Origin of the sequence: Stutzerimonas stutzeri (genome assembly GCF_000590475.1) — a bacterium.
In the GTDB taxonomy this organism is placed as follows: Bacteria; Pseudomonadota; Gammaproteobacteria; order Pseudomonadales; family Pseudomonadaceae; genus Stutzerimonas; species Stutzerimonas stutzeri_D.
The window spans coordinates 300,738-319,527 of record NZ_CP007441.1 but is presented as its reverse complement, the minus strand read 5'-3'; the positions used below and the strand labels follow the sequence as shown (position 1 = coordinate 319,527).

17 protein-coding genes and 1 pseudogene are annotated in these 18,790 nt (G+C 60.6%); 4 read left to right on the top strand and 14 right to left on the bottom strand.

Features of this window, described 5'->3' with window-relative positions:
• Positions 1 to 47 precede the first annotated feature (47 nt).
• The 9 genes and pseudogenes from CH92_RS01480 to CH92_RS01445 all read right to left on the bottom strand — a co-directional run bounded on the left by CH92_RS01480 (position 48) and on the right by CH92_RS01445 (position 9,341).
• Positions 48 to 2,465 carry a glycoside hydrolase family 65 protein gene (locus CH92_RS01480; RefSeq protein WP_025240031.1) on the bottom strand — a complete coding sequence of 806 codons (2,418 nt, stop codon included), beginning with the start codon at positions 2,463 to 2,465 and terminating at the stop codon, positions 48 to 50.
• Positions 2,458 to 3,417, bottom strand: coding sequence for a PfkB family carbohydrate kinase (locus CH92_RS01475; RefSeq protein WP_025240030.1), 960 nt, complete (start codon positions 3,415 to 3,417; stop codon positions 2,458 to 2,460). The genes CH92_RS01480 and CH92_RS01475 overlap by 8 nt, the downstream gene beginning before the upstream one ends.
• A gap of 81 nt (positions 3,418 to 3,498) precedes the next feature.
• A pseudogene (locus tag CH92_RS22220) lies at positions 3,499 to 3,737 on the bottom strand (methyl-accepting chemotaxis protein); the annotation flags it as partial.
• A gap of 146 nt (positions 3,738 to 3,883) precedes the next feature.
• Positions 3,884 to 4,828 carry a phosphatidate cytidylyltransferase gene (locus tag CH92_RS01465; protein WP_025240028.1) on the bottom strand — a complete coding sequence of 315 codons (945 nt, stop codon included), beginning with the start codon at positions 4,826 to 4,828 and terminating at the stop codon, positions 3,884 to 3,886.
• A complete protein-coding gene (locus CH92_RS01460) occupies positions 4,825 to 5,424 on the bottom strand; it encodes a lysophospholipid acyltransferase family protein (RefSeq protein ID WP_025240027.1) in 600 nt (199 codons plus the stop codon). The genes CH92_RS01465 and CH92_RS01460 overlap by 4 nt, the downstream gene beginning before the upstream one ends.
• A complete protein-coding gene (locus tag CH92_RS01455; protein ID WP_025240026.1) occupies positions 5,424 to 6,044 on the bottom strand; it encodes a CDP-alcohol phosphatidyltransferase family protein in 621 nt (206 codons plus the stop codon). Before CH92_RS01455 ends, CH92_RS01460 begins: the two co-directional genes overlap by 1 nt.
• Before the next feature lie 152 nt (positions 6,045 to 6,196).
• A complete protein-coding gene (locus CH92_RS01450; RefSeq protein WP_025240025.1) occupies positions 6,197 to 6,856 on the bottom strand; it encodes a DUF2931 family protein in 660 nt (219 codons plus the stop codon).
• Positions 6,857 to 7,137: 281 nt separating this feature from the next.
• Positions 7,138 to 7,794, bottom strand: coding sequence for a DUF2931 family protein (locus tag CH92_RS21530; RefSeq protein ID WP_080689958.1), 657 nt, complete (start codon positions 7,792 to 7,794; stop codon positions 7,138 to 7,140).
• Positions 7,791 to 9,341 carry a T6SS phospholipase effector Tle1-like catalytic domain-containing protein gene (locus CH92_RS01445; protein ID WP_025240024.1) on the bottom strand — a complete coding sequence of 517 codons (1,551 nt, stop codon included), beginning with the start codon at positions 9,339 to 9,341 and terminating at the stop codon, positions 7,791 to 7,793. Before CH92_RS01445 ends, CH92_RS21530 begins: the two co-directional genes overlap by 4 nt.
• 475 nt (positions 9,342 to 9,816) lie before the next feature.
• Here CH92_RS01445 and CH92_RS01440 point away from each other — a divergent pair, with 475 nt between their 5' ends.
• The 3 genes from CH92_RS01440 to CH92_RS01430 all read left to right on the top strand — a co-directional run bounded on the left by CH92_RS01440 (position 9,817) and on the right by CH92_RS01430 (position 14,047).
• Positions 9,817 to 10,392, top strand: a complete 576-nt coding sequence (locus CH92_RS01440) for an antibiotic biosynthesis monooxygenase (RefSeq protein ID WP_025240023.1) — start codon at positions 9,817 to 9,819, stop codon at positions 10,390 to 10,392.
• Between the two features lie 228 nt (positions 10,393 to 10,620).
• Complete coding sequence (locus CH92_RS01435; RefSeq protein ID WP_025240022.1) at positions 10,621 to 11,700, top strand: ABC transporter substrate-binding protein; 1,080 nt, start codon at positions 10,621 to 10,623, stop codon at positions 11,698 to 11,700.
• Complete coding sequence (locus CH92_RS01430; protein WP_025240021.1) at positions 11,687 to 14,047, top strand: putative bifunctional diguanylate cyclase/phosphodiesterase; 2,361 nt, start codon at positions 11,687 to 11,689, stop codon at positions 14,045 to 14,047. Before CH92_RS01435 ends, CH92_RS01430 begins: the two co-directional genes overlap by 14 nt.
• A gap of 115 nt (positions 14,048 to 14,162) precedes the next feature.
• Here the strand turns inward: CH92_RS01430 and CH92_RS01425 are convergent, their stop codons facing one another.
• From CH92_RS01425 to CH92_RS01420, 3 genes are read right to left on the bottom strand one after another with little or no spacing between them, the layout of a single operon-like run.
• Complete coding sequence (locus CH92_RS01425; RefSeq protein WP_025240020.1) at positions 14,163 to 15,557, bottom strand: sigma-54-dependent transcriptional regulator; 1,395 nt, start codon at positions 15,555 to 15,557, stop codon at positions 14,163 to 14,165.
• A complete protein-coding gene (locus CH92_RS22215; RefSeq protein ID WP_235206182.1) occupies positions 15,550 to 15,972 on the bottom strand; it encodes a sensor histidine kinase in 423 nt (140 codons plus the stop codon). Before CH92_RS22215 ends, CH92_RS01425 begins: the two co-directional genes overlap by 8 nt.
• Positions 15,957 to 17,024 carry a histidine kinase dimerization/phospho-acceptor domain-containing protein gene (locus CH92_RS01420; protein WP_235206181.1) on the bottom strand — a complete coding sequence of 356 codons (1,068 nt, stop codon included), beginning with the start codon at positions 17,022 to 17,024 and terminating at the stop codon, positions 15,957 to 15,959. The genes CH92_RS22215 and CH92_RS01420 overlap by 16 nt, the downstream gene beginning before the upstream one ends.
• A 151-nt stretch (positions 17,025 to 17,175) precedes the next feature.
• Here CH92_RS01420 and CH92_RS01415 point away from each other — a divergent pair, with 151 nt between their 5' ends.
• Positions 17,176 to 17,568 (top strand): DUF4168 domain-containing protein, encoded by a 393-nt coding sequence (locus tag CH92_RS01415; RefSeq protein WP_025240019.1) that lies wholly within the window; start codon positions 17,176 to 17,178, stop codon positions 17,566 to 17,568.
• 265 nt (positions 17,569 to 17,833) lie between these two features.
• Here CH92_RS01415 and CH92_RS01410 read toward each other — a convergent pair whose 3' ends face one another.
• Both CH92_RS01410 and CH92_RS01405 read right to left on the bottom strand, forming a co-directional pair.
• Entirely contained in the window at positions 17,834 to 18,292 is a 459-nt protein-coding gene (locus CH92_RS01410) for a DUF1456 family protein (RefSeq protein WP_025240018.1), read from the bottom strand.
• Between the two features lie 136 nt (positions 18,293 to 18,428).
• Positions 18,429 to 18,770: a c-type cytochrome gene (locus CH92_RS01405; protein WP_025240017.1), complete on the bottom strand. Its 342-nt coding sequence runs from the start codon at positions 18,768 to 18,770 to the stop codon at positions 18,429 to 18,431.
• Between the last annotated feature and the right edge of the window lie 20 nt (positions 18,771 to 18,790).

The window sequence follows — 18,790 nt, the reverse complement described above, 5'->3', positions numbered from 1 at the left end:
ACGGGCTCTGGACCGGACGTTCCGCTGAATCGACGCGCCGCCTTGTTTCAATCCGTTGCCGAGCGATCCTGCGGCGGCGGGCAGGCGATCTCGAGCGACTCGCCCGGCCCCAGCTGGCAACTGCCTTGAGCATAGTGCAGCGGCACCGAACCCGAATTTTCATGGGCCGCGCGAATCGACAGCGAGCCGTCAGCCAGCTGCAGATGCAGGCGTGCCTGCCGGAACACCAATGTCAGCGCTATCTGCCGCAACTGCGGCGGTGGCGAGGGAAAGACGTACAGACCATCAAGCTCCAGACGTACCCCGAGGTAATGTCGCTGCAACACGTCGAGTGAGCCACACATGGCGCCGAGGTGGATGCCTTCCTGCGTGCCACTGTTGCCCGGCGAACCCAGGTCGGTGGCCAGTGCCTGTTGGTAATAGGACCAGGACGCCTCGCTGTCTATGCCTGCCAACGCGCCGGCGCAGACGACCTTCGACAGACTCGACTCATGAGTGATGCGGGCAAGGTGATAGGCGACGGTGTGGCGTACGCTGGCACTGTCATGGGGATAACCCAGACGCTCGAGAATTTGCTGCAGCGTCTGCCAGGGCAGCAGGTGATAAGCCATCAGCACATCGGCCTGCTTGGTCAGCTGATAGCGATCGCAGCTGTCATGCCGCGCTTCGAGCATCCAGTCCAAACGCGGCCGGTCGCCGTGCAGCCACTCCTGCGATGGCGCTTCCAGCTTGTCGAAGCCTTCAAACTGGCTGAGCAATCGATCGTCGACGAAGGGCAGGTAGAGCCCTTCAGCGACCGTTTGCCAGTGTTCCGGCTCGTCCGGCTCCACCTTCAGTCGTTGCCGTAACGCGACTGCATCGGGCTCGCTGAGCAACGCCAGCACCTGCCGCGCGCGGTCGAGCGTCCAGGCCGCCATCAGATTGGTGTAAGTGTTGTTGTTCAACCCCGGCTCTGCCGCGTCCGGGTAGCTGTTGTGATATTCGTCAGGGCCGATCACACCGCAGATCAGGTAGCGCTGCCGCGACGCATCGAACTGCGCCAGGCTCGCCCAGAAACGCGCCACTTCGATAATCAACTCACCGACCTGCCCGGCCAGCAATGCCTCGTCAGCGGTGGCCAGATACAGCTGCCAGGCGTCGTACGCCACGGCCGAGCCGATATGCCGCTGCAAGCGGGTGTGGTCGGCCATCCAGCGGCCAGACATCGGGTTGCACTGCCACGGCGGCGTCTCCTCTTCGCCCGTGCGTGCGCTGCGCCAGGGGAACATGGCGCCCCGCAGCCCGACACGACGAGCCCGTTCACGCGCCTTGTCTAGCCGGGCATAACGGTAGTCGAGCAGGCTTCTGGCGAGTTCGGGCCAATGGGTCGCGAGTATCGGATAGGCGAACAGCTCGTCCCAGAATACTTGGCCGTAATAGCCTTCCATCCAACCCCGAGGCGGAAAGCCAAGGTCACGCCCAACGCTGAGCGGCGACACGGTTTGCAGCAGGTGAAACGCGTGAAAATGCAAGGTGCGCTGCAACTCGGGATCGTCCGAGGCGAGTGCGTGATCCTGCCACAAGGTTTGCCAGGCCTCGGCGCTCGCCTGTTTCAGGTGCTCATAATCGTCGCCGGGCAACTGTCGCAATGCCTCGCTACGGGCATCCTTGTCGGCAACCGGGCACTCCTCGTCGATCAGCACCACGACCCGCTTTTCAATGATCAACCGACCGTCGTCCGGCACCGCGCATCGGGCGTCCTGGATCAGTCGCTGTTCGTAGATGGTGCTGCGCCATTGCAGCTGTCGCTCAGGCGACCGGAGCTGCATCGCCATCGCCAGGCGCTGGCGATGGTCATGCAATCGGGCGCTGAGGGCGGCGGTGCCATTGTCGTCATGGTCGAACGCCAAGTGCTGCAGACGCCGTCCTTCATAGGCGCGGTTGCGCTCCACCCCGGCGTTACGTACGCCACCGTCCAGCACTGAGCGCAGGCGCACCTCCAGACCGGGCGGCAGCTGCAATTCCCAGCGCAACACGGCGAGATTGGGGGTCGCCATGCTGACCAGACGACCCTCCAGCAACCTCAACCGATGGCCAGCCAGATCGAATTCGAAATGCCGTTCGAGCACGCCAGTGTCCAGACTCAGCGTTTGCCGATAACGCTGCAGGTCGACCCTATCGAGGCTGAACCAATCGCCATCATCTAACGCAAAGCTGAGACCGAAGGGGGCCGGCAAGTTGACCAGGGCCGCCATCTGCACCGAGTCACCATTGACCTCGCGCGGCGCCTCGTCATACCAGCCGGCGCGGTAGAAACCCGCGTAGTGTTGGCTTTCATCCACATGCTGCTGAATCGAGGCTTCCGGTGCACTGGCCCGCCACGACAAGACCCCGTTGCCCAGCGCCAGCAAGGCTTCGCGCCGTCGCTCATCGCCGCGGTCGTAATGCTCGAAGACGATCTGGCACTGCGTTTTCGGCTCAGCCATCAAGCCTCCTCGCCTTCTCGAGCAGCTTCTGCGCCAGCTCGACCACCTGTTGTCGATCGGCATACGCCGGCTGCGAGCCATAACCCGTGACGGCAAGGTTCGCCGCGGCAACGCCCCAGGCGGCGGCCTCCCGTGGATCAAGGCCTTCGAGCAAAGCCACGGCGAACACGCCGGTAAAGGCATCGCCAGCGCCGGTGGTATCGACCGGTTCTACGTCGCCTGGCGGGATGTGCAGGATCTGGTCAGCCGTCGCCAGCACGCAGCCGCCATCGCCCAGTTTGATGCACACCACGGCAGGCCCGTCGCGCTGCAGTTGACGCGCGGCATCCGCGTGCTGGTCCAGGGTGTCGAGCGAATGGCCAACCAGCCCTTCGGCTTCCGAGACGTTTGGTGTGATCGCGTACAGCCTGGGCAATAGCGCCCGCTCCACCCGGTCGGGGAAGGAGGGGTCGAGCACCGCCTGAATGCCCCTTCGAGTCGCTGCTTCCAGCGCATGGCATACCACCGGCGCCGGCACTTCGTAATCGAGGACCAGACAGGCGGGGGTGGCGCAACCGTCGATGGCAGCGGCCATGGCTTCGATGGCCGCTTCGTCCCAGCTGTCGTTGGCATTGGTCGCCAGGACGATATTTTTCTTCCCATCCGGCGGCACCATGATCATCGACACGCCAGTGGACTGACCGGCGGCGCGCCCGACGTTATCCACCTCGACGCCGGCCTGACGCAGCGGGTCGAGTGCCTGTTCGGCCAGCTCGTCGTCGCCGACGCGGCCGAGCAACAGGCTGCAGTGACCGAAACGCGCGCCGAGATAGGCCGTATTGCTGGCCTTGCCGCCGGACAGGCGGCACAGGTCATGGGCCAGCTGGGTTTCGCGACTGCCTGCAGGCTCGTCGACCCGCACCTGGAAGTCAGCGTTGATGCTGCCCAGCGACAGCAAGGTGAGACGTTGCATGGACATGCTCCGACGGCTCAGGCTCGTCCTTCAACGGACCTGAACCGCCGGCGAGGGTTCGCGTTTCGCTGAGTGCAAGACTCAGCCGAGACGGAACCGCGCGGTGTTCTGCGCCAGGCTGCGCGTACCTTCACCCAGCCGGTCAGCCACACCGTGCACCGCTGGCGCAGCTTCGAGCAGACTCAGTGCGGCCTGATCGACCGGGTATTCCCACTGACGTCTTCTGCAGTCGCGGCCTGCTCCACGGCGGTGGCGATCTGCACAATCATGTCGCTGACGCGCTGCACCGCACCGGCGATCTCGCTGAGCTGATCGCCGAGTTCACCGGCATCGCTGTCAACTGCGAAGCGGCGATCGCTCTGTTCGCGGAGCGCTTGGGTAGCACGGTGCCGCCTGCCAGCAACATCAGGACGCGCTACCATTCCCGGTAATGCAAGCTGCCATCTCTTCAGATCGCATCCGAACATCAAGCCGAGAAGAAATAGCGGGTGAGATGGAAAAATACCGGCGCGGCAAAGCACACCGAGTCCATCCGATCCAGCATGCCCCCGTGACCTTTGATCATGGTGCCCCAATCCTTGGCTTGCAGGCTGCGCTTGATCGCCGAGAGCGTCAGACCACCCAAAAAGCCCATCACCACGATCACGAAGGACATGGCCACCGATTCATAGAAGCTGAACGGCGTGAGCCAGTACATGCCGCCGCCCGCCAGCGTTGCCGCCAAGCCGCCGCCGACCAGCCCTTCCACTGTCTTGGATGGGCTGACCACAGGCGCAACCTTGGTTTTCCCGAACAGTTTTCCGAACACGTACTGCAGTACGTCGCTGATCTGAACGACGAACATGAGATAAAACAGCAGCAGGGCGTTCTGCCCCTCGAACCCCTCGAGATCGAGAATGAGCAGCGCCGGCGCATGGCTGATGCAATACACCGTGATCATGATGCCCCATTGGATTTTGGCCGCGCGCTCGAGAAAGCCATCGGTTTCTTGTGACAGCACGGCAATCGACGGCAAGAACAGGAACGCATAAACCGGCATCAGCAACGTGACCATCGAATACCAGTGGATGCCGATGAAGACGTACTGCAAGGGGATGAGAATAAAGAAGGCTGCGAACAGTGCGTTGTGATCGCCTAGCCGAGTGGGGGTCAGGGTGATGAACTCTCGCAGGGCAAACAACGACACGAATGCGAACAGCACCACCGTCGCCGTGTTACCCATCAGATATGAGGCGACAAAAATCGCGATCATCGACCACCAGGCGTTGACTCTCAGATTCAGGTTGTCGACCGTCGCAATCGAGCCTTCCGTCTTGACCAAGCGCTTCAGAATCATCCCCGCGACGGTGGCGACCGCCAAAAGGGAAACGACCCCGGCCATCAACAGGTAGAACTTGTTCTCGATCATCATTGGGCAAGCCTCACCACCGCTTCGCGGGCTCTGTTCAAGAAGTCGCCGATCTCTTCGTTCTCTAGAACCGCAAGCGGATCGCCGATCCGAATGGTGCAGATGATCGGCAGGGGCACGTGCTTGCCTTTCGGCATCGAGCGATAAAGGTTGTCCAGATAGATCGGGACCAGGTGCGCCTGCGGAAACGCCTTATGGAGTCGGTAAAGACCTGATTTGAACTCACCAGGAAGCGCCTGAAACCTGCGCGTCCCTTCGGGGAAGATGATCACCGAGTACCCCTGTGCCATTACCTGACGCACCGGCTCCAGAGGATCTTCACCGTCTTTCGAGTGGCGATTGATCAGCACCGAGTTGAGCCCACGCGTGGCGATATATCTCAAGAACCTGTTCTTGCCCCAGTAATCGGCTGCTGCAAGGGGCTTCGTGTTGATCCTCGTCTCCTTCGGTAGGGCCGCCATGATCGCCAGCGTGTCGATATGGCTTGTGTGATTGGCGAAATAGATGCGCTGACCGGACAGGTCTGGCGTGCTTTCGAAGCGAGCGCTGGCACCCAGTAGTAGCCGCAGAATCGAGATCAATAAGGCCGATATCCACATCACTGGGCCTCCTTCAACTGACCGGCAACTATTCGGGTGCGGGCAGCACAGGTCACGACGGAACCCACCGCGATAATGATCAGCGCGACAAACAGGCTATGGTGTGTGGAGAACAAAAGAGACTCTGGAATATTCAGCGCCAGGCCAGCTGTCATGACCGCCATGCGATGCTGCTTGGCCATAGGTCCGGCGAAACTTTGCTTGAGCCCTAGCGCTCCGCCAAACACCCGTACATAGGCAGTCAACGCAGCGGCGAGCGCGGCAAACCAGCCAAGCGAAGGATAGGCCGCTGCATACCCAAGCGTAACGATCAACAGACTGTCTGCGATGCGATCCGGAAATTCGTTATATAAGCTGCCCAGGGCCGATTGCTTCCCGCCTTCGATGGCCACCATCCCATCGAGCAGGTTGCATACCAGCCTGAGTTGGATGAATGCGATCGCCACAAGAGAAGCAAAGACACTGGCAGACGCCGCCATGCTTGCAGCCGCCGCTGCCGCGAATCCGATACTGGCAACTGAAATTTGATTAGGGGAGATGTCATGCTTGATTAGAAACGTGGCAAGTTTCATTGCCCAACGCTTAGATCGAGATGTAATGGGTCTTCGGTTGTCTTGCATTCGGCGTTCCCTTCCCTGGTATATATATCCGTATTTGTTTAAAGCGACAGCTGCTATCTAGCCTCTATCGAGGAAAAACTACAACTCGACCTAATTCGGCTCGTTATGCCGTGCCGAATAATTGCGCATAGTTATCTGATCGTTCTCTTTTTCTACCAACTTCCGTAAGGAATGCCGTACTTGTCGATATATTGCTTGGTTTTTTCATTAATCTTGTAAGCGTATCGCCCATCAGTCTTCCCTTGCGAAGGACCGAGCGGCTCGATTTCAGCTTGCGCACGGGCGATTTTGACAGGCCTGTTGCATTCATCCCGAGTCCATACCTGCACAATACCGCCCGGCGCCAAACCCAGATGAAGAGCCGCTAAATAAAGGGCTGGCCGGTCCGGTGTTTTCGGGCACCGTCGATGAGTCGAAATATGCATAAGCTGCCGAGCTCTCTCTGGGATATCGATCCATACTCGATAAGTTTGCGGCTCCACGATGGATTGCCAACGGACATAGACACGCTTGGGCAGGTCCGCGCCGACTACTCCGTCAATGCCACCGGACTTGCCTCTTGGCCAACCTCTCGCAAAGTCGGTTTCGAAATTGTCAATGCCGGTACCGACGATACCGCTGCTACCTTTATTGAATGTTCTGCCCTGGATATCTTCAACCAGACTCGCCTCAACCCATCCCACCATGTAGAGCGGTGAGAAGAACTCCAGGCTCCACCATTCATACTTAGGATCCTTATCACCGGATAGGGGATCTGCGGTCTGGCAGCTACTCAAAACCAGTACGCCCAGCAGCGCCATGACGTGCTTGATCAAAATAAAGTCCATTCGGCGGCGTGAGGGTGGAATTGGCGGACCCCGCCAATATTTGGCGCGTTAATATAGTCCAGCCTTAAACCGCTCGGCGCATATTTCGTGAACGGGTTACCCCAGTACGCAGAAACATGGATATAGCGCGTTTTCAACAACTGTTCCTCAGCAGGCAGAATCCGATAGCTACGATCCTTAAACCGTTCGTAACGAGGACTTAGATCGGCTGGAATCGAATACTTGGATCATTCCCTTCGATCTCGTTGAGCCTGGCCTCTTTCTTCTCACCAACTTCCATAAGGAATTCCGTACTTGTCGATGTATCGCTTGGTTTCTTCATTGATTTTGTAAGCGTATCGCCCATCAGTCTTCCCTTGCGAAGGACCGAGCGGCTCGATTTCAGCTTGCGCACGGGCGATTTTGACAGCGTTGTGACATTGATCCCTGACCCATGCCTGCACGACCCCTCCCGGCGCCAGCCCTAAATAGAGTGAAGCCATATAACGCGCGGGCCGTTCAGCAGAACAGCGATGATTTGTCGAGTCGTGCATGATTTGCCGAGCATCGTCGGGTATTTCAATCCACCCTCTATATGTCTGCGGCTCCACTACCGATTGCCAGCGAACAAAGATTCGTTTGGGCAAGCTAGCACCCACTACCGCTCGCTGACCGCCCGCCAACCCATGTGGCCAGCCCCTGGCAACTTCGGTTGCATATCCGGGATCACCGCTCCCCACGACACCGCCTCCGCCATGATAGAAGAAATTGCCCTTAACATCTTCGATGATGCTTTCCTCAACCCAACCTATCATGTAGGTGGGGCCGACAAATTCCAAACTCCACCACGGAGACTTTGAACGGTCCGACTCTGTTTCCGGACCTGCTGCCTTACAGCCGATCAATAAAAGCGTGAGGACGGGAATAAAAAGCAACTTGTTCAAAATAGAGTCCAGTTAGGAGCATGAGGGTGTCGATTGCGAACGCCCCCCTCATTTGGAGCATTGATATAAAGCACCTTGAGACCGCTTGGGGTTCGCTTTCCCTGCGGGTTATTCCAATGCGCGGAAGCATGTATATAGCGTCGTTTCAACAGAGCTTCTTCGTCGTAGTTCAAGCTGTAGTTGCCTTGGATAAAGCGACTACACAAATCAGTTAGGTCACCAGGAAGTAAATAGTGTAATTCGTCAGGTATATCTTCAAACCTTACGCCATTCCTTCTTGCGAGCTCGTACATAACACGAAAATAGACAATCGATAACGCGTTGCTGACGCGGCGCTTGAGTTGTAGACCGGCATACACCCGCTTTTGCCGAGGCGCCAGGCGATCTCGCGGATCGACAGGCAGTAATTGCGCCTCCGGGGTGACGATCTCCAGCATGGCCGGCGGCCACCCCTCCGCAATCATCCGCTGCCTGGCCTCGGCCGCGTCCTGGTAGATGGAGGTCGTCGTCACATCGATGCGCTGAGCTACGACCAGTGCCTGCATCGGGCTGACCATCACTCGCTCTTCGGCGTCGTCCAGGTAGCCACCGCCGATGTCCGAGTGCACGCCCGGCAGGATGATTTCAGGATGGTCCGGGCTGACCTCGCTCAGTGGAAAATTGGCGCGTATCTCGTCACGCGCCACCAACTGCACCACGTTCGCGAAGTATTTGCGCGACAAGTAGAGATTCAGCCATGGCGTGATAGAGCTTCGGATATTACCCAGATTCTTCAAACCACCAACAGAAGCGACGGTATCGAACAGCCCGATAAAGCTGATGTTGATATCGCGTCCGTAATGATCGACGAAATCTTTATTGAAGACGCGCACGTTGCTTTGCAATGCCGCACCTAGAAAGCCCTGCTTGCCTTTGACGACCTCGTTGGCGAAATGCCTAGCCGCTGCAGCACCGCGGCTGAAGCCAAAGGTATCGAAGGTCAAAGAACAAATTTCGTGGTCCGGATAGTCCTGATGTGTACTTTGGATAAGTTCGCTGATCCGGTTAAACGCGTCCTGAACCTGTCCCGCGACGCCTGTACCGCCGCGTCCTGCCGCAGCGCCCAGGTCGCTGTCTTGATTTCCGGCCTCGGTGCCCGCTCCATCTACGTATAGTTTGCGGTACCCCCGTTTGTTAGGAGCCTCTCCTTCCAACGTAGAGGTTGCCCAATACAAATCCATCAGCTTCCGCACATTAGTCACATCATTTCCGTAACTGCTGTCCGGCTCGGCCATATATGGCTTGCAGTTGGAATTCAGATCTTCGGCCGCTATGGGGTGATGGGCGCCGCATGCCAGACCGAGCGCGGCGTTGGTGGCGTTGTTGAGAGTACCATCGAAGAACACGCCGATACGCAAGGCCAGCTGGATCTTCTCGGGTGATTTGGCCGGTTGGCTGCTGTGGCGCTCGTATTCGGTCCAGCGCTCGGCATGGATATCGACGGGCTGGACGTCCTTCAACTCGGCGTCGCGCTTCGCTCTGGGGATATTGGGTACGTAACCGCTCATTATTTCCACCATCCTTGGTTGGAACTTTCGCCCGTGCATAGGCGTCGGTTGGCGCCATCGGGACAGGTTATGCGCCGCGCCATGGTGTTAGTAGGGCTGAGTACAGGGGGCGTTTCAAGCGCGTCGTTCACAAAGTGTGCATCTGGCGTTGCGGTTCTGCGCTTTACCCAGCATCACGCGGATGCCGCTTGCCAGCGGATATTTCGCCGAAACGCGTCACCAGAAATCGTTAACGGGTCCCGGCACCAGCTGCAGGCGCCGCCGTCGCCCCACTCTTGAAGTGAACGCCCCTTCCAAGTGCAAGAATTCTCCGTATAGTGCGCCGTCGCCTTCGGATGTGCCGACCTTACAAGGTCTGGCGTGTGCCGAAGATCAGGGCATGATCCTTGCCTGAGCCATAACGCAGCCCATCACCCCGGCGCTGCGTCCGCCGAATGCCCTACCCGGGTGGCCGGCCTGATGCTGGAGATATACGATGTCTACCGAACCCGTCACCTTGATGGTGGCTCGCCGCGTGCGTGATGGCCGCTACCACGATTTACTCGCCTGGCTGCACGAAGGCGAACAACTGGCCGCGGACTTTCCCGGCTACCTCGGCTCCGGCGTGCTGGCACCGCCGCCCGGCGACGATGAATTCCAGATCGTCTTCCGCTTTGCCGATGAGCAGACGCTCGACACATGGGAGCATTCGGCTTCGCGCCGGGCTTGGTTGCAGCGTGGCAGCGAACTCTTCGCCCAGCCTCACGAGCACCGCGCCCGAGGCATCGACGCCTGGTTCGGCGAAAACGACAGCGCGCGCCCTGCGCGCTGGAAGCAGAGCATCGCGATCTGGCTGGCGTTTTTCCCGGTGTCGCTGGTGTTCAATCTGTCCTTCGGCGGTGTGCTTGGCGAGCTCAGCCTGGTGATGCGCATCCTGCTCAGCACACTGGCACTTACACCACTGATGACGTACTTGTTCATTCCACTGTCGACTCGCCTGCTGGCAACCTGGCTACAAACGCCATCGCCCCAACGCGCCCGTGAAGAAAAACAACCCGCACCCGCCCGTTGATCGGAACGGCAAGAGCCGCTGCATAAAACCATTGCTGCCATTCATCTGACGCCATTAAAGTGCCACCACGGGGTGCCGATACGCTGATGAGTCCGCTGCGTTTTGGCGCAACGGAACGGTTTCGTCTCAGCAACGCAGCCATGGACCGTAGTCGAGGAGACCGGCGTGCAGCGCGCAGCCAGTCACCGCGAGGGCCGGATGAACACTCCCGCAGCGGATGGATACTCAATGAATAATAAGAAGATCACCTCGCGCCGCATCTATAGCGCGTTGCTTACAGCGACCTGTCTGCTGTTTCCCACAACCGCGCCGCGCGCCGCCGAAACCCTGAACCTGCTGAATTGGGAGGAATATCTCAGCGAGGCAGTGATCGAGCGCTGGCAGGCCGAAACCGGCGTCCAGATTCGACAGGTGTACTTCGACAGCGGTGACAGGCGCGACGAGGTGCTTGCCAAGCCGGGTCACCAGATCGACATAGCGCTGACCGAATTGATCAGCGCTGATCGCTTCGGCCAACGCGGACTGCTCGATCCGATTGATGCCGCTTCGCTGCCCAACCTCAAGCACATCCCCCAGCGCTGGCAGAACAACTGCGGGCCGCATGCCGTTCCTTATCTGTGGGGCACCCTCGGCATCGCCTACCGCGCCGACCGGCTGCACACAGCACCGCAATCCTGGGCTGACCTGCTGCAACCCGCTGAGCGCGACGAACCACACATCATCATGATGGAGGATCACGAAGACATTCTCGCAGGCCCGCTGATTTACCAGCAGCATTCGATCAACACCACCAGTAACGAAGAGCTGAAGAGGGCCTTCGAGCTGCTGACCGCGCAATCGAGCGCGGTACTGAGCTACGAATATGCAATCACGTCGCTGCGCAGCCAGCATCATCTGGACACCGCGGACATGGCTCTGGCCTACAGCGGTGATCAGCAGGTGCTCAATGACGTCGAAGGGATCGAGGGCGAGCCCTGGCGCTATGTGGTGCCCAAGGAAGGTACTCTGCTCTGGGTCGATTGCCTGTCCGTCACGGCGAGTGGCACGAAGAAGCAACTGGCCTATCGCTTCCTTAATTTCATCAATGATCCGCAGATCGCCGCGCTGAACGCCACGGAGTTGGGCGTTGCCACGCCCAACGCTGCCGCCAAGGCCTTGCTGCCGGATGACATGAAAGCGGACCTGACGATCTATCCACCGGCCGAAGTGCTGGAAAACAGCCAGGTCTACGAACCGCGGCCGCTGGCGTCGACGCAGACCCGGCGGCGTATCATCAGCGCACTGATCAATGCCCATGACGCTCGGTAAACGCGCACTGCTGGTGATCTTCCCGGTCATCCTGATCATCCAGCTGCTGGCCGCGACCGCCGCCTACTTGACTCAACGGTCTTCACTGCTGGGGCTTGAAAAGGCACGCCTGGCCCAGCAGCTGTCTGCGTTGAAGTCTGCGTATCTGGACTACGAGGCGTTCAACCGCAGCGTGCTGTATTCCATCATCGACAGCGAGGCGTTACAGCTGTTTCTGCGCGAGTCGGACACCGCTTACCGCAACGAAACACTTGGCTTGCGCATTCAGCAGAGCATTCGCTCGTTGTCCACCAGCCAGCTGTCGTTCGTCTCATTCGCCATCGTCCAGCCCGACGGTACCGTGGCGTACTATTTTGAAAGCAGCCTATCGCCGTTCGCCACCATCAACGCTCGGCAGCAGCAGCTTGTACAGGATGCCAGGCATACGGCGAATACGGGTGCGATGAACTACCTGGACGGTGCCGACGACGGTCCTCTGTTGTTGCACACCGATTTCCTGCTTTCGGCGTCCAGCAGCCGACCACTTCCCAGCCAGCGGGGGGAGGCCTTCGCTCTGCAGCTGGCGGTGCGGCCAGAGCGCTTTCTCGCGTTGAAGAAAAAACTCGAAAAGGAATACGGCGCGGCGGTCGAAATCGCTCCGGCACTGCCGTCCGCGGCCCCAGGCCTGTCCGCCGAAATTGGCCTATCGAGCTCCCTACGCGCGAGGATTACGCCAACAGCTGACTATATTGCTGATCATCTGCAGACCCTGAGACTGGCCTTCGTCATTGGCGGCTCGCTGATCGGCCTGATCACCATCGGTCTGTTGCTGCTGCTGATCCGCCGCTACATCACCGACCCCATCAGCCAGCTCGACAGCCAGCTCACCGACCTGCTGCTGTGCAAACGCGACGCCCTGGACGAGCCCAGCGATGGCGGCGAGATCGGCCGGCTGACGCTGAACATGAAGACCCTCCACGAGCGCAATACCGCCGCGCTGCAACGTATCCAGGAAATTTCCTGGACCGACAGCCTGACCTGCATCAGTAACCGGGCCCATTTCGGCGTGCTGGCCGGCGCCATGTACGACCAGTGCGCACAAAGCGGTCGGCAACTGGCGCTGCTGTTTCTCGATCTGGACGACTTCAAGCAGGTCAACGACCAGCATGGCCACGACGCCGGCGATGCACTGCTGCAAATTTTCGCCAAACGCGTGCAGGGCGTGCTCGAGCGTCACCGCCAGCTCCATCCGGACACCGAGGCGGCGTTCGCCCGGCTCTCCGGCGACGAGTTCGCCGTCTTGCTGATGGCCGACGCCAACAATGACACCTTGCCTGCACTCACCGACGCCCTGCTGGGCCTGTGCCGAGGCGGCTTCCATCTGGACGATCGCATCTACCCGGTGAGCGTCAGTATCGGCACTGCCCGCTACCCCGCCGACGCCGACTCCATCACCCAGTTGCTGACCCGTGCCGACACCGCGATGTATCAGGCCAAGGCCGAAAGCAAGAACGTCGCGGTGGCTTTTTCAGCGCAGCTGGAGCAACGCAACCAGCGCATCCGCCAGGTAGAGGAACAGCTGCGCCTGCTCAATGGCGACGAACAGTTCCGCCTGGTTTACATGCCCGCCGTGGATCGCCAGGGAGCCGTGACCAGCTGTGAAGTACTGTTGCGTTGGCATTCGCCGCTGCTGGGCACGGTCTCGCCGGGAGAATTCATTCCCATCGCCGAGCGCGCCGGGCTGTTTCCGAAGATCGACGGCTGGGTGATCGACAATGCGCTGGCCGGCTATCCGGAGCTGGTCAAGCTGTTCGGCGAGGGTGTGATTCTGGCGATCAACGTGTCATCGGCGCAGCTGACCGATGACCGTCTTTGCAACTACCTGATCGAGCGCGCTGCGCATTACCGCATCTGTCCCAACCGCATCGAGATCGAACTCACCGAGACCTACGCCGCCGAGCTGAGCAGCAACACCATGGAAGTGGTGCGCGCGATCCGCATGGCCGGCTTCCGCGTGGCCATCGACGATTTCGGCGTCGGTTACACCTCGATCCAGCAGTTGCTCGAATATCCGGCCGATACCATCAAGCTGGACATGGCCATCGTCGACCGCCTGACCCGTGCCGATATGCAGGAGAGCCTGAAGGCGATCGTCGCGTTCTGCCAGGCCCAGGGCAAGCGGGTCAATGCCGAGGGCGTGGATACACTGGAGAAACAGTCCGCGCTGTTGCAGGCCGGCTGCGATCTGTTCCAGGGTTACCTGATTTCTCCGCCGCGCTCGGTGGGCGCATTGGCTGAATGGGTGGCGATCCGCGATCGCTCTCCGGCCGAACTGCAGCAGGTACCGCAGGTGATCGCCCTGCGCTGAGCAGATACCGGGGGCGGACAGCGCTCCGGCGGTGCCTGCAGCTTGGGCGAGCGCACGTCGCCCAAATGCCTAGCCCATTCGAAACCGCCAACCGTGGGCGGGGTTAACGGCTGGCTCAGACCTCGTCCTGATCCTTCTCACCCAAACGGCGATACAGCGTACGACGGCCGATTCCCAGCAGCGCGGCGGCACGGCGCTTGTTGCCCTCGACCCGTTCGAGCACGTGCTGGATGTAGCGCATCTCCAGCTCGTCCAACGTTGGCAGCAGGGGGCCGTCGATCATCAGCCCGAGCAGATCATCGGCCTGCTCGACGGGCGTGCTTTCCTGATAACTGGCGATGCGCGCCGGCAGGTGCTCAAGTTCGATAGTGCGACCATGGCAGAAGGTCACCGCACGCTCCATGGCGTTCTGCAGTTCCCGCACGTTACCGGGAAAGGGGTAACGCCTGAGCTGCTCCAGCGCCGCTGGCGACAGGCCTCGCACCGGCCGCCCGTCACGCGCGGCGACATGGGCGACGAAGCCAGCCGCGAGCAGCTCGCGGTCCTCCTCCCGATCACGCAACGGCGGTACTTGCAGGATGAAGGTCTCCAGACGGAAGAACAGGTCTTCGCGGAAGGACTCGCGGCCGGCGGCGGTTTCCAGCGGCCGATTGCTGGCCGCGATGATGCGCACGTCGACACTCAGTTCGCGCTCGCCGCCCACCGGACGAATGGTGCCTTCCTGCAGTACGCGCAGCAGTTTGGCCTGCAGCGGCAGCGGCATTTCGCCAATCTCGTCGAGAAACAGCGTGCCGCCGTCGGCCTGCTGGAACAGCCCTTTGTGCGCACGGCTGGCACCGGTGAAGGCGCCGACGGCGTGACCGAAGAATTCGCTTTCCAGCAGCTCGGCCGGCAAGCCGGCACAGTTGATCGCCAGGAAGGGGCGCTGCGCCCGCTCGCTCTCGGCATGCACGGCACGGGCGACCAATTCCTTGCCGGTGCCGCTTTCGCCAATCACCAGCACCGGCCCGGCGGCACGCGCCATCTGCCGGATCTGGTCGAACAGTCCACGCATCACCCGGCTGCGCCCGAGCATGCCGTGGAAGCGATCATCGCTGAGCAGTTGCTGAAAGCGCCGCACCTCATCGCGCAGATGACGGGTTTCCAATGCCCGAGACACCGCAAGTCCCAGATGATCGAGGTCCAGCGGTTTGGTCAGAAATTCGTCAGCGCCCTCCTTCAGAGCCGCCACCGCCTGCTGAATACTGCCAAACGCGGTAATGACCAGAAACGCCGGTGCGGCCTGCATCGCCTTGACCCGCCGTAGCAAGGCCATGCCGTCGGCGCCCGGTAGCCGCAGATCACTGACCACCAGATCCGGCTCCCAGCCCTCCAGCAGCGGTACGGCCTCTTCCGCGCTCGCCACGGCTTGCACTTGCAGCGCACGGTCTTCCAACTCCTCGACCAATAGTTGTCGCAGGCCGTCATCGTCTTCCACGATCAGGACCCGCTGCGGGGCGTTGTCATCCATTTGCATCAAAATCTTCCTCATCCGCCAGCGCCAGGGAAATCCGAAACGCCGCGCCACCCAGCGAACCCTCGACCAGTTCGATCCGCCCGCCGCATTCGGCCACTACGCCATGGACGACAGCCAGTCCCAGCCCGCTGCCCTTGCCTACCGGCTTGGTGGTAAAGAAGGGCTCGAACAGAGCGGCACGGTGCTGTTCGGCAACGCCCGGCCCGTCGTCCTCGACCTGGAACAGCAGGCACTCCTGCTCACGCCACCAGCGCAGCAACACCCGCCCGCCCGGGCTGGCCTGAGCGGCGTTGCGCAGCAGATTGGTCAGCGCCTGCTCGAAGCGCGGCGGATCGACCTCGCAGAACAACGGCTCAGGCGATGCGTGAAGCGTCAGTGCGACGCCCAGCGCGCTCAACTCGTCCGCCACGAATGGGCCAGTACCTCGGCGGGCATGCGGCGGACCGGGCGCCCGGCGGCGCGGCCGAAGTCCAGCAGCTGGCGGACGATCTCGCTCAGGCGTTGCACCTGGCTGCGGATCTGCAACAGGCCCTTGCGCTGGCCGTCCTCCAGCGTCTCGCTGCGCAGGACGCGCTGGGCCTTGCCGTCGATCACGCTGAGCGGGCTGCCCAGTTCATGAGCCACACCAGCTGCCAGACGGCCGACCGCCGCCAATTGCTGAGAACGCCGCAGACGCGCTTCGAGCTCCGCCTCGCGCGCCTTCTGTTCGGCCATGCGCTGTTCGGCATCGGCAATGCTGTCGAGCATCTGATTCAGCGCCCGACCCAACACCGCAATTTCCTGGGGACCGCTACGGGGGGCGCGATGTTGACGATCGCCAGCGGCGACCCGTGCCATGCTCTGGGTCAGTTGCTGCAAGTGGCGCCCGATCGCTGACCAGTGTCCGAGCAGCACGATGCAGACCGCCAATAGCGCCAGTACCGCAGCGGATATGCCAGCGATCAGCCGCAGCCGCCGAGTGCCTGTTTCGAAGTCGTTCCAGCGACGCGTCACCTGCAACAGCCCATTGATGCGCCCGCCGCTCTGCTCCAGCGGCAGAAAGTAGGAATACACCTCTCGCCCGCGGATGCGCTGATAGCCACCGCGGCGCTTGCCGTCGGCGGTCAGCTCCTGAATCGAAGACTGATCCTGGTCAGGCTCGATGGCGCCCGCGAAGGCCACCAGCTCGCCCTGATCATCGTAAAGATAGGCACCATAGACACGGCCGACGCCAAGCACCGATTCGAGCACCTGCTGCGAGGTGCGCTCATGCTTCTTTTCCAGGCTGTCGCTGAGCGGCAGCCGCACCGCCCGCGCCACCAGTTCAACTTCCTCCTGTAGACGTCGCTCGCTGTTGCGCTCGACCGTCCACAGCAACAAGTAACTGAAGCCGAGCATGATCGCGACCAGGGGAATAACCACCTTCAACAACAGCGCCCCGCGCAACGTCGAAGATCTTTGCCAAACTGCTACATGTGCCATTCTGGCACCATACAGAGCGGCTTCTATAGCGTCGACGCGAACAGGACGAACGGTGAAAATCTTTACATTTCAGCCATTTAAGATATTTCAATAGTGCTGGCACGGCTGATGCAGTGTTCGTTGCGTCTTTCAAATCGCAGGAAAACCGAACATGACCAAGCTCAAGACCCGTTTCGTGACTGCCAGCCTTGCCGCTCTTCTCATGACCGCTGGCGCATCCCAGGTATCGGCGCAGCAGACCAGCCAGACACCAGCGACGCAGCCCGCCCCAACCGTTCAGGCAGCGGACATCAGCGACAAGAAGCTGGAGAAATTCGCCGATTCGCTCGGCGAGATCATGGAGATCCGCGAAGACTTCACCGCCAAGCTGGAGAAGACGGGCGACCCGGCCGAGGCCCAGGAGCTGCAGCAGCAAGCCAATGAGAAGATGATGAATACGGTGGTCGAGAACGACCTCAGCATCGAGGAATACAACGCCATCAATCAGGCGGTACAGAACGACCCGCAACTGCGTGACCGTGTCGTGGCGATGGTCCAGAACTAAGCGTTCAGGGATTCCATGAGGCTGCTCCGGCGGTGCTCAGGCTGTAAACGACCCCGTCTGCTGGCGGGGTTTTCTTATAAGTAATCCAGAAATAGTGCCCTGGAAGAGGAAGCCGGACGCTCCGTGATCCATGAGCCGTTTCGATCGTTCGCGCGTTTTGCACGGGGACGCAGACCCTCGGACGCCCTGCGTCCTACTTTTTGCGAGCAGGACGCGAAGGGGACAGACTACGGACGGATCAGCACCTGCATATCCAGACCACTGGTCATTTACCGCGCAGCGACAGCCCTTTGAGAAAGTTGCGCAGCAGCTGATCGCCGCAGGCCCGGTAGTTGCTGTGGCCGACCTTGCGGAACAGCGCGTTGAGTTCCGGCTTTGACACCGGGAAATCGACTGACTGAAGAATCGCATGCATATCATCTTCCTTCAGCTCGAAGGCCACGCGCAGCTTCTTCAGCACCATGTTGTTGGTCACCGGCAGCTCGATAGGTGGCGTCGGCCGGCTCTCGTCCTTGCCGCGCTTATAGATCACAAGTCCATCGAGAAAATGCGCCATGATCCGATCAGGGCAGGGTTTGAAGCCCTCCTCCTCGTCCTTCTTCAGGTAGGCCACCGCCTCGCTATCGGGAATTTCGCAACCGGTAAGCCGGGTGATTTCGGCGATCTTGGCGTCGTCGACGTTGAGGATGTAGCGCAGGCTGCGCATCACATCGTTATTGAGCATGGGGGATCCTTCTGGATGGCTGACGCCGTGACGGTGCCGGGTCGCATTCAACGGGAGGGCCGGCGCGCGCCGAGCCTCGATGGTGCGCGAGTATAAAGGGTCGGCAGCTCGTTGGTGAAAAACGCGGCCCGCCGGGCTACTGCGGCAGCTCGACGTTCACCTTGATAGCGGAATACCAGGCGGTGACCTGAGCGATATCCTCGTCGCTCAGGCTCGCTGCGATCACGCTCATCTGCGGATGCTTGCGCTCGCCCGAGCGGAACGCCTTGAGCTGGCGGGCCAGATACAGCTCGCCATTGCCCGCCAGATTCGGCGCATCGGCCACCTTACTCAAACCATTCAGCCCATGGCAGGCGGCGCACATCTTCGCTTTGGCTTTGCCGGCTGTCAGGTCGGCGGCCCTGGCTTCGGTGGTGAAAAGCAAGGCCAGCAGCATGATCCAGGGCACCAGTCGCCCGCCGCGGTGAGGTCTAGTCATGGGTATTCCTCGAACAGCAC

What these genes read in the sequence shown, in the direction of transcription:
- CH92_RS01435 (WP_025240022.1), top strand. Translation starts at nt 10,621, where the DNA reads ATGAATAATAAGAAGATCACCTCGCGCCGCATCTATAGCGCGTTGCTT.
- CH92_RS01440 (WP_025240023.1), top strand. Translation starts at nt 9,817, where the DNA reads ATGTCTACCGAACCCGTCACCTTGATGGTGGCTCGCCGCGTGCGTGAT.
- CH92_RS01405 (WP_025240017.1), bottom strand. Translation starts at nt 18,770, where the DNA reads ATGACTAGACCTCACCGCGGCGGGCGACTGGTGCCCTGGATCATGCTG.
- CH92_RS01445 (WP_025240024.1), bottom strand. Translation starts at nt 9,341, where the DNA reads ATGAGCGGTTACGTACCCAATATCCCCAGAGCGAAGCGCGACGCCGAG.
- CH92_RS01430 (WP_025240021.1), top strand. Translation starts at nt 11,687, where the DNA reads ATGACGCTCGGTAAACGCGCACTGCTGGTGATCTTCCCGGTCATCCTG.
- CH92_RS01425 (WP_025240020.1), bottom strand. Translation starts at nt 15,557, where the DNA reads ATGGATGACAACGCCCCGCAGCGGGTCCTGATCGTGGAAGACGATGAC.
- CH92_RS01415 (WP_025240019.1), top strand. Translation starts at nt 17,176, where the DNA reads ATGACCAAGCTCAAGACCCGTTTCGTGACTGCCAGCCTTGCCGCTCTT.
- CH92_RS01475 (WP_025240030.1), bottom strand. Translation starts at nt 3,417, where the DNA reads ATGCAACGTCTCACCTTGCTGTCGCTGGGCAGCATCAACGCTGACTTC.
- CH92_RS01410 (WP_025240018.1), bottom strand. Translation starts at nt 18,292, where the DNA reads ATGCTCAATAACGATGTGATGCGCAGCCTGCGCTACATCCTCAACGTC.
- CH92_RS01465 (WP_025240028.1), bottom strand. Translation starts at nt 4,828, where the DNA reads ATGATGATCGAGAACAAGTTCTACCTGTTGATGGCCGGGGTCGTTTCC.
- CH92_RS01455 (WP_025240026.1), bottom strand. Translation starts at nt 6,044, where the DNA reads ATGCAAGACAACCGAAGACCCATTACATCTCGATCTAAGCGTTGGGCA.
- CH92_RS01480 (WP_025240031.1), bottom strand. Translation starts at nt 2,465, where the DNA reads ATGGCTGAGCCGAAAACGCAGTGCCAGATCGTCTTCGAGCATTACGAC.
- CH92_RS01420 (WP_235206181.1), bottom strand. Translation starts at nt 17,024, where the DNA reads ATGGCACATGTAGCAGTTTGGCAAAGATCTTCGACGTTGCGCGGGGCG.
- CH92_RS01460 (WP_025240027.1), bottom strand. Translation starts at nt 5,424, where the DNA reads ATGTGGATATCGGCCTTATTGATCTCGATTCTGCGGCTACTACTGGGT.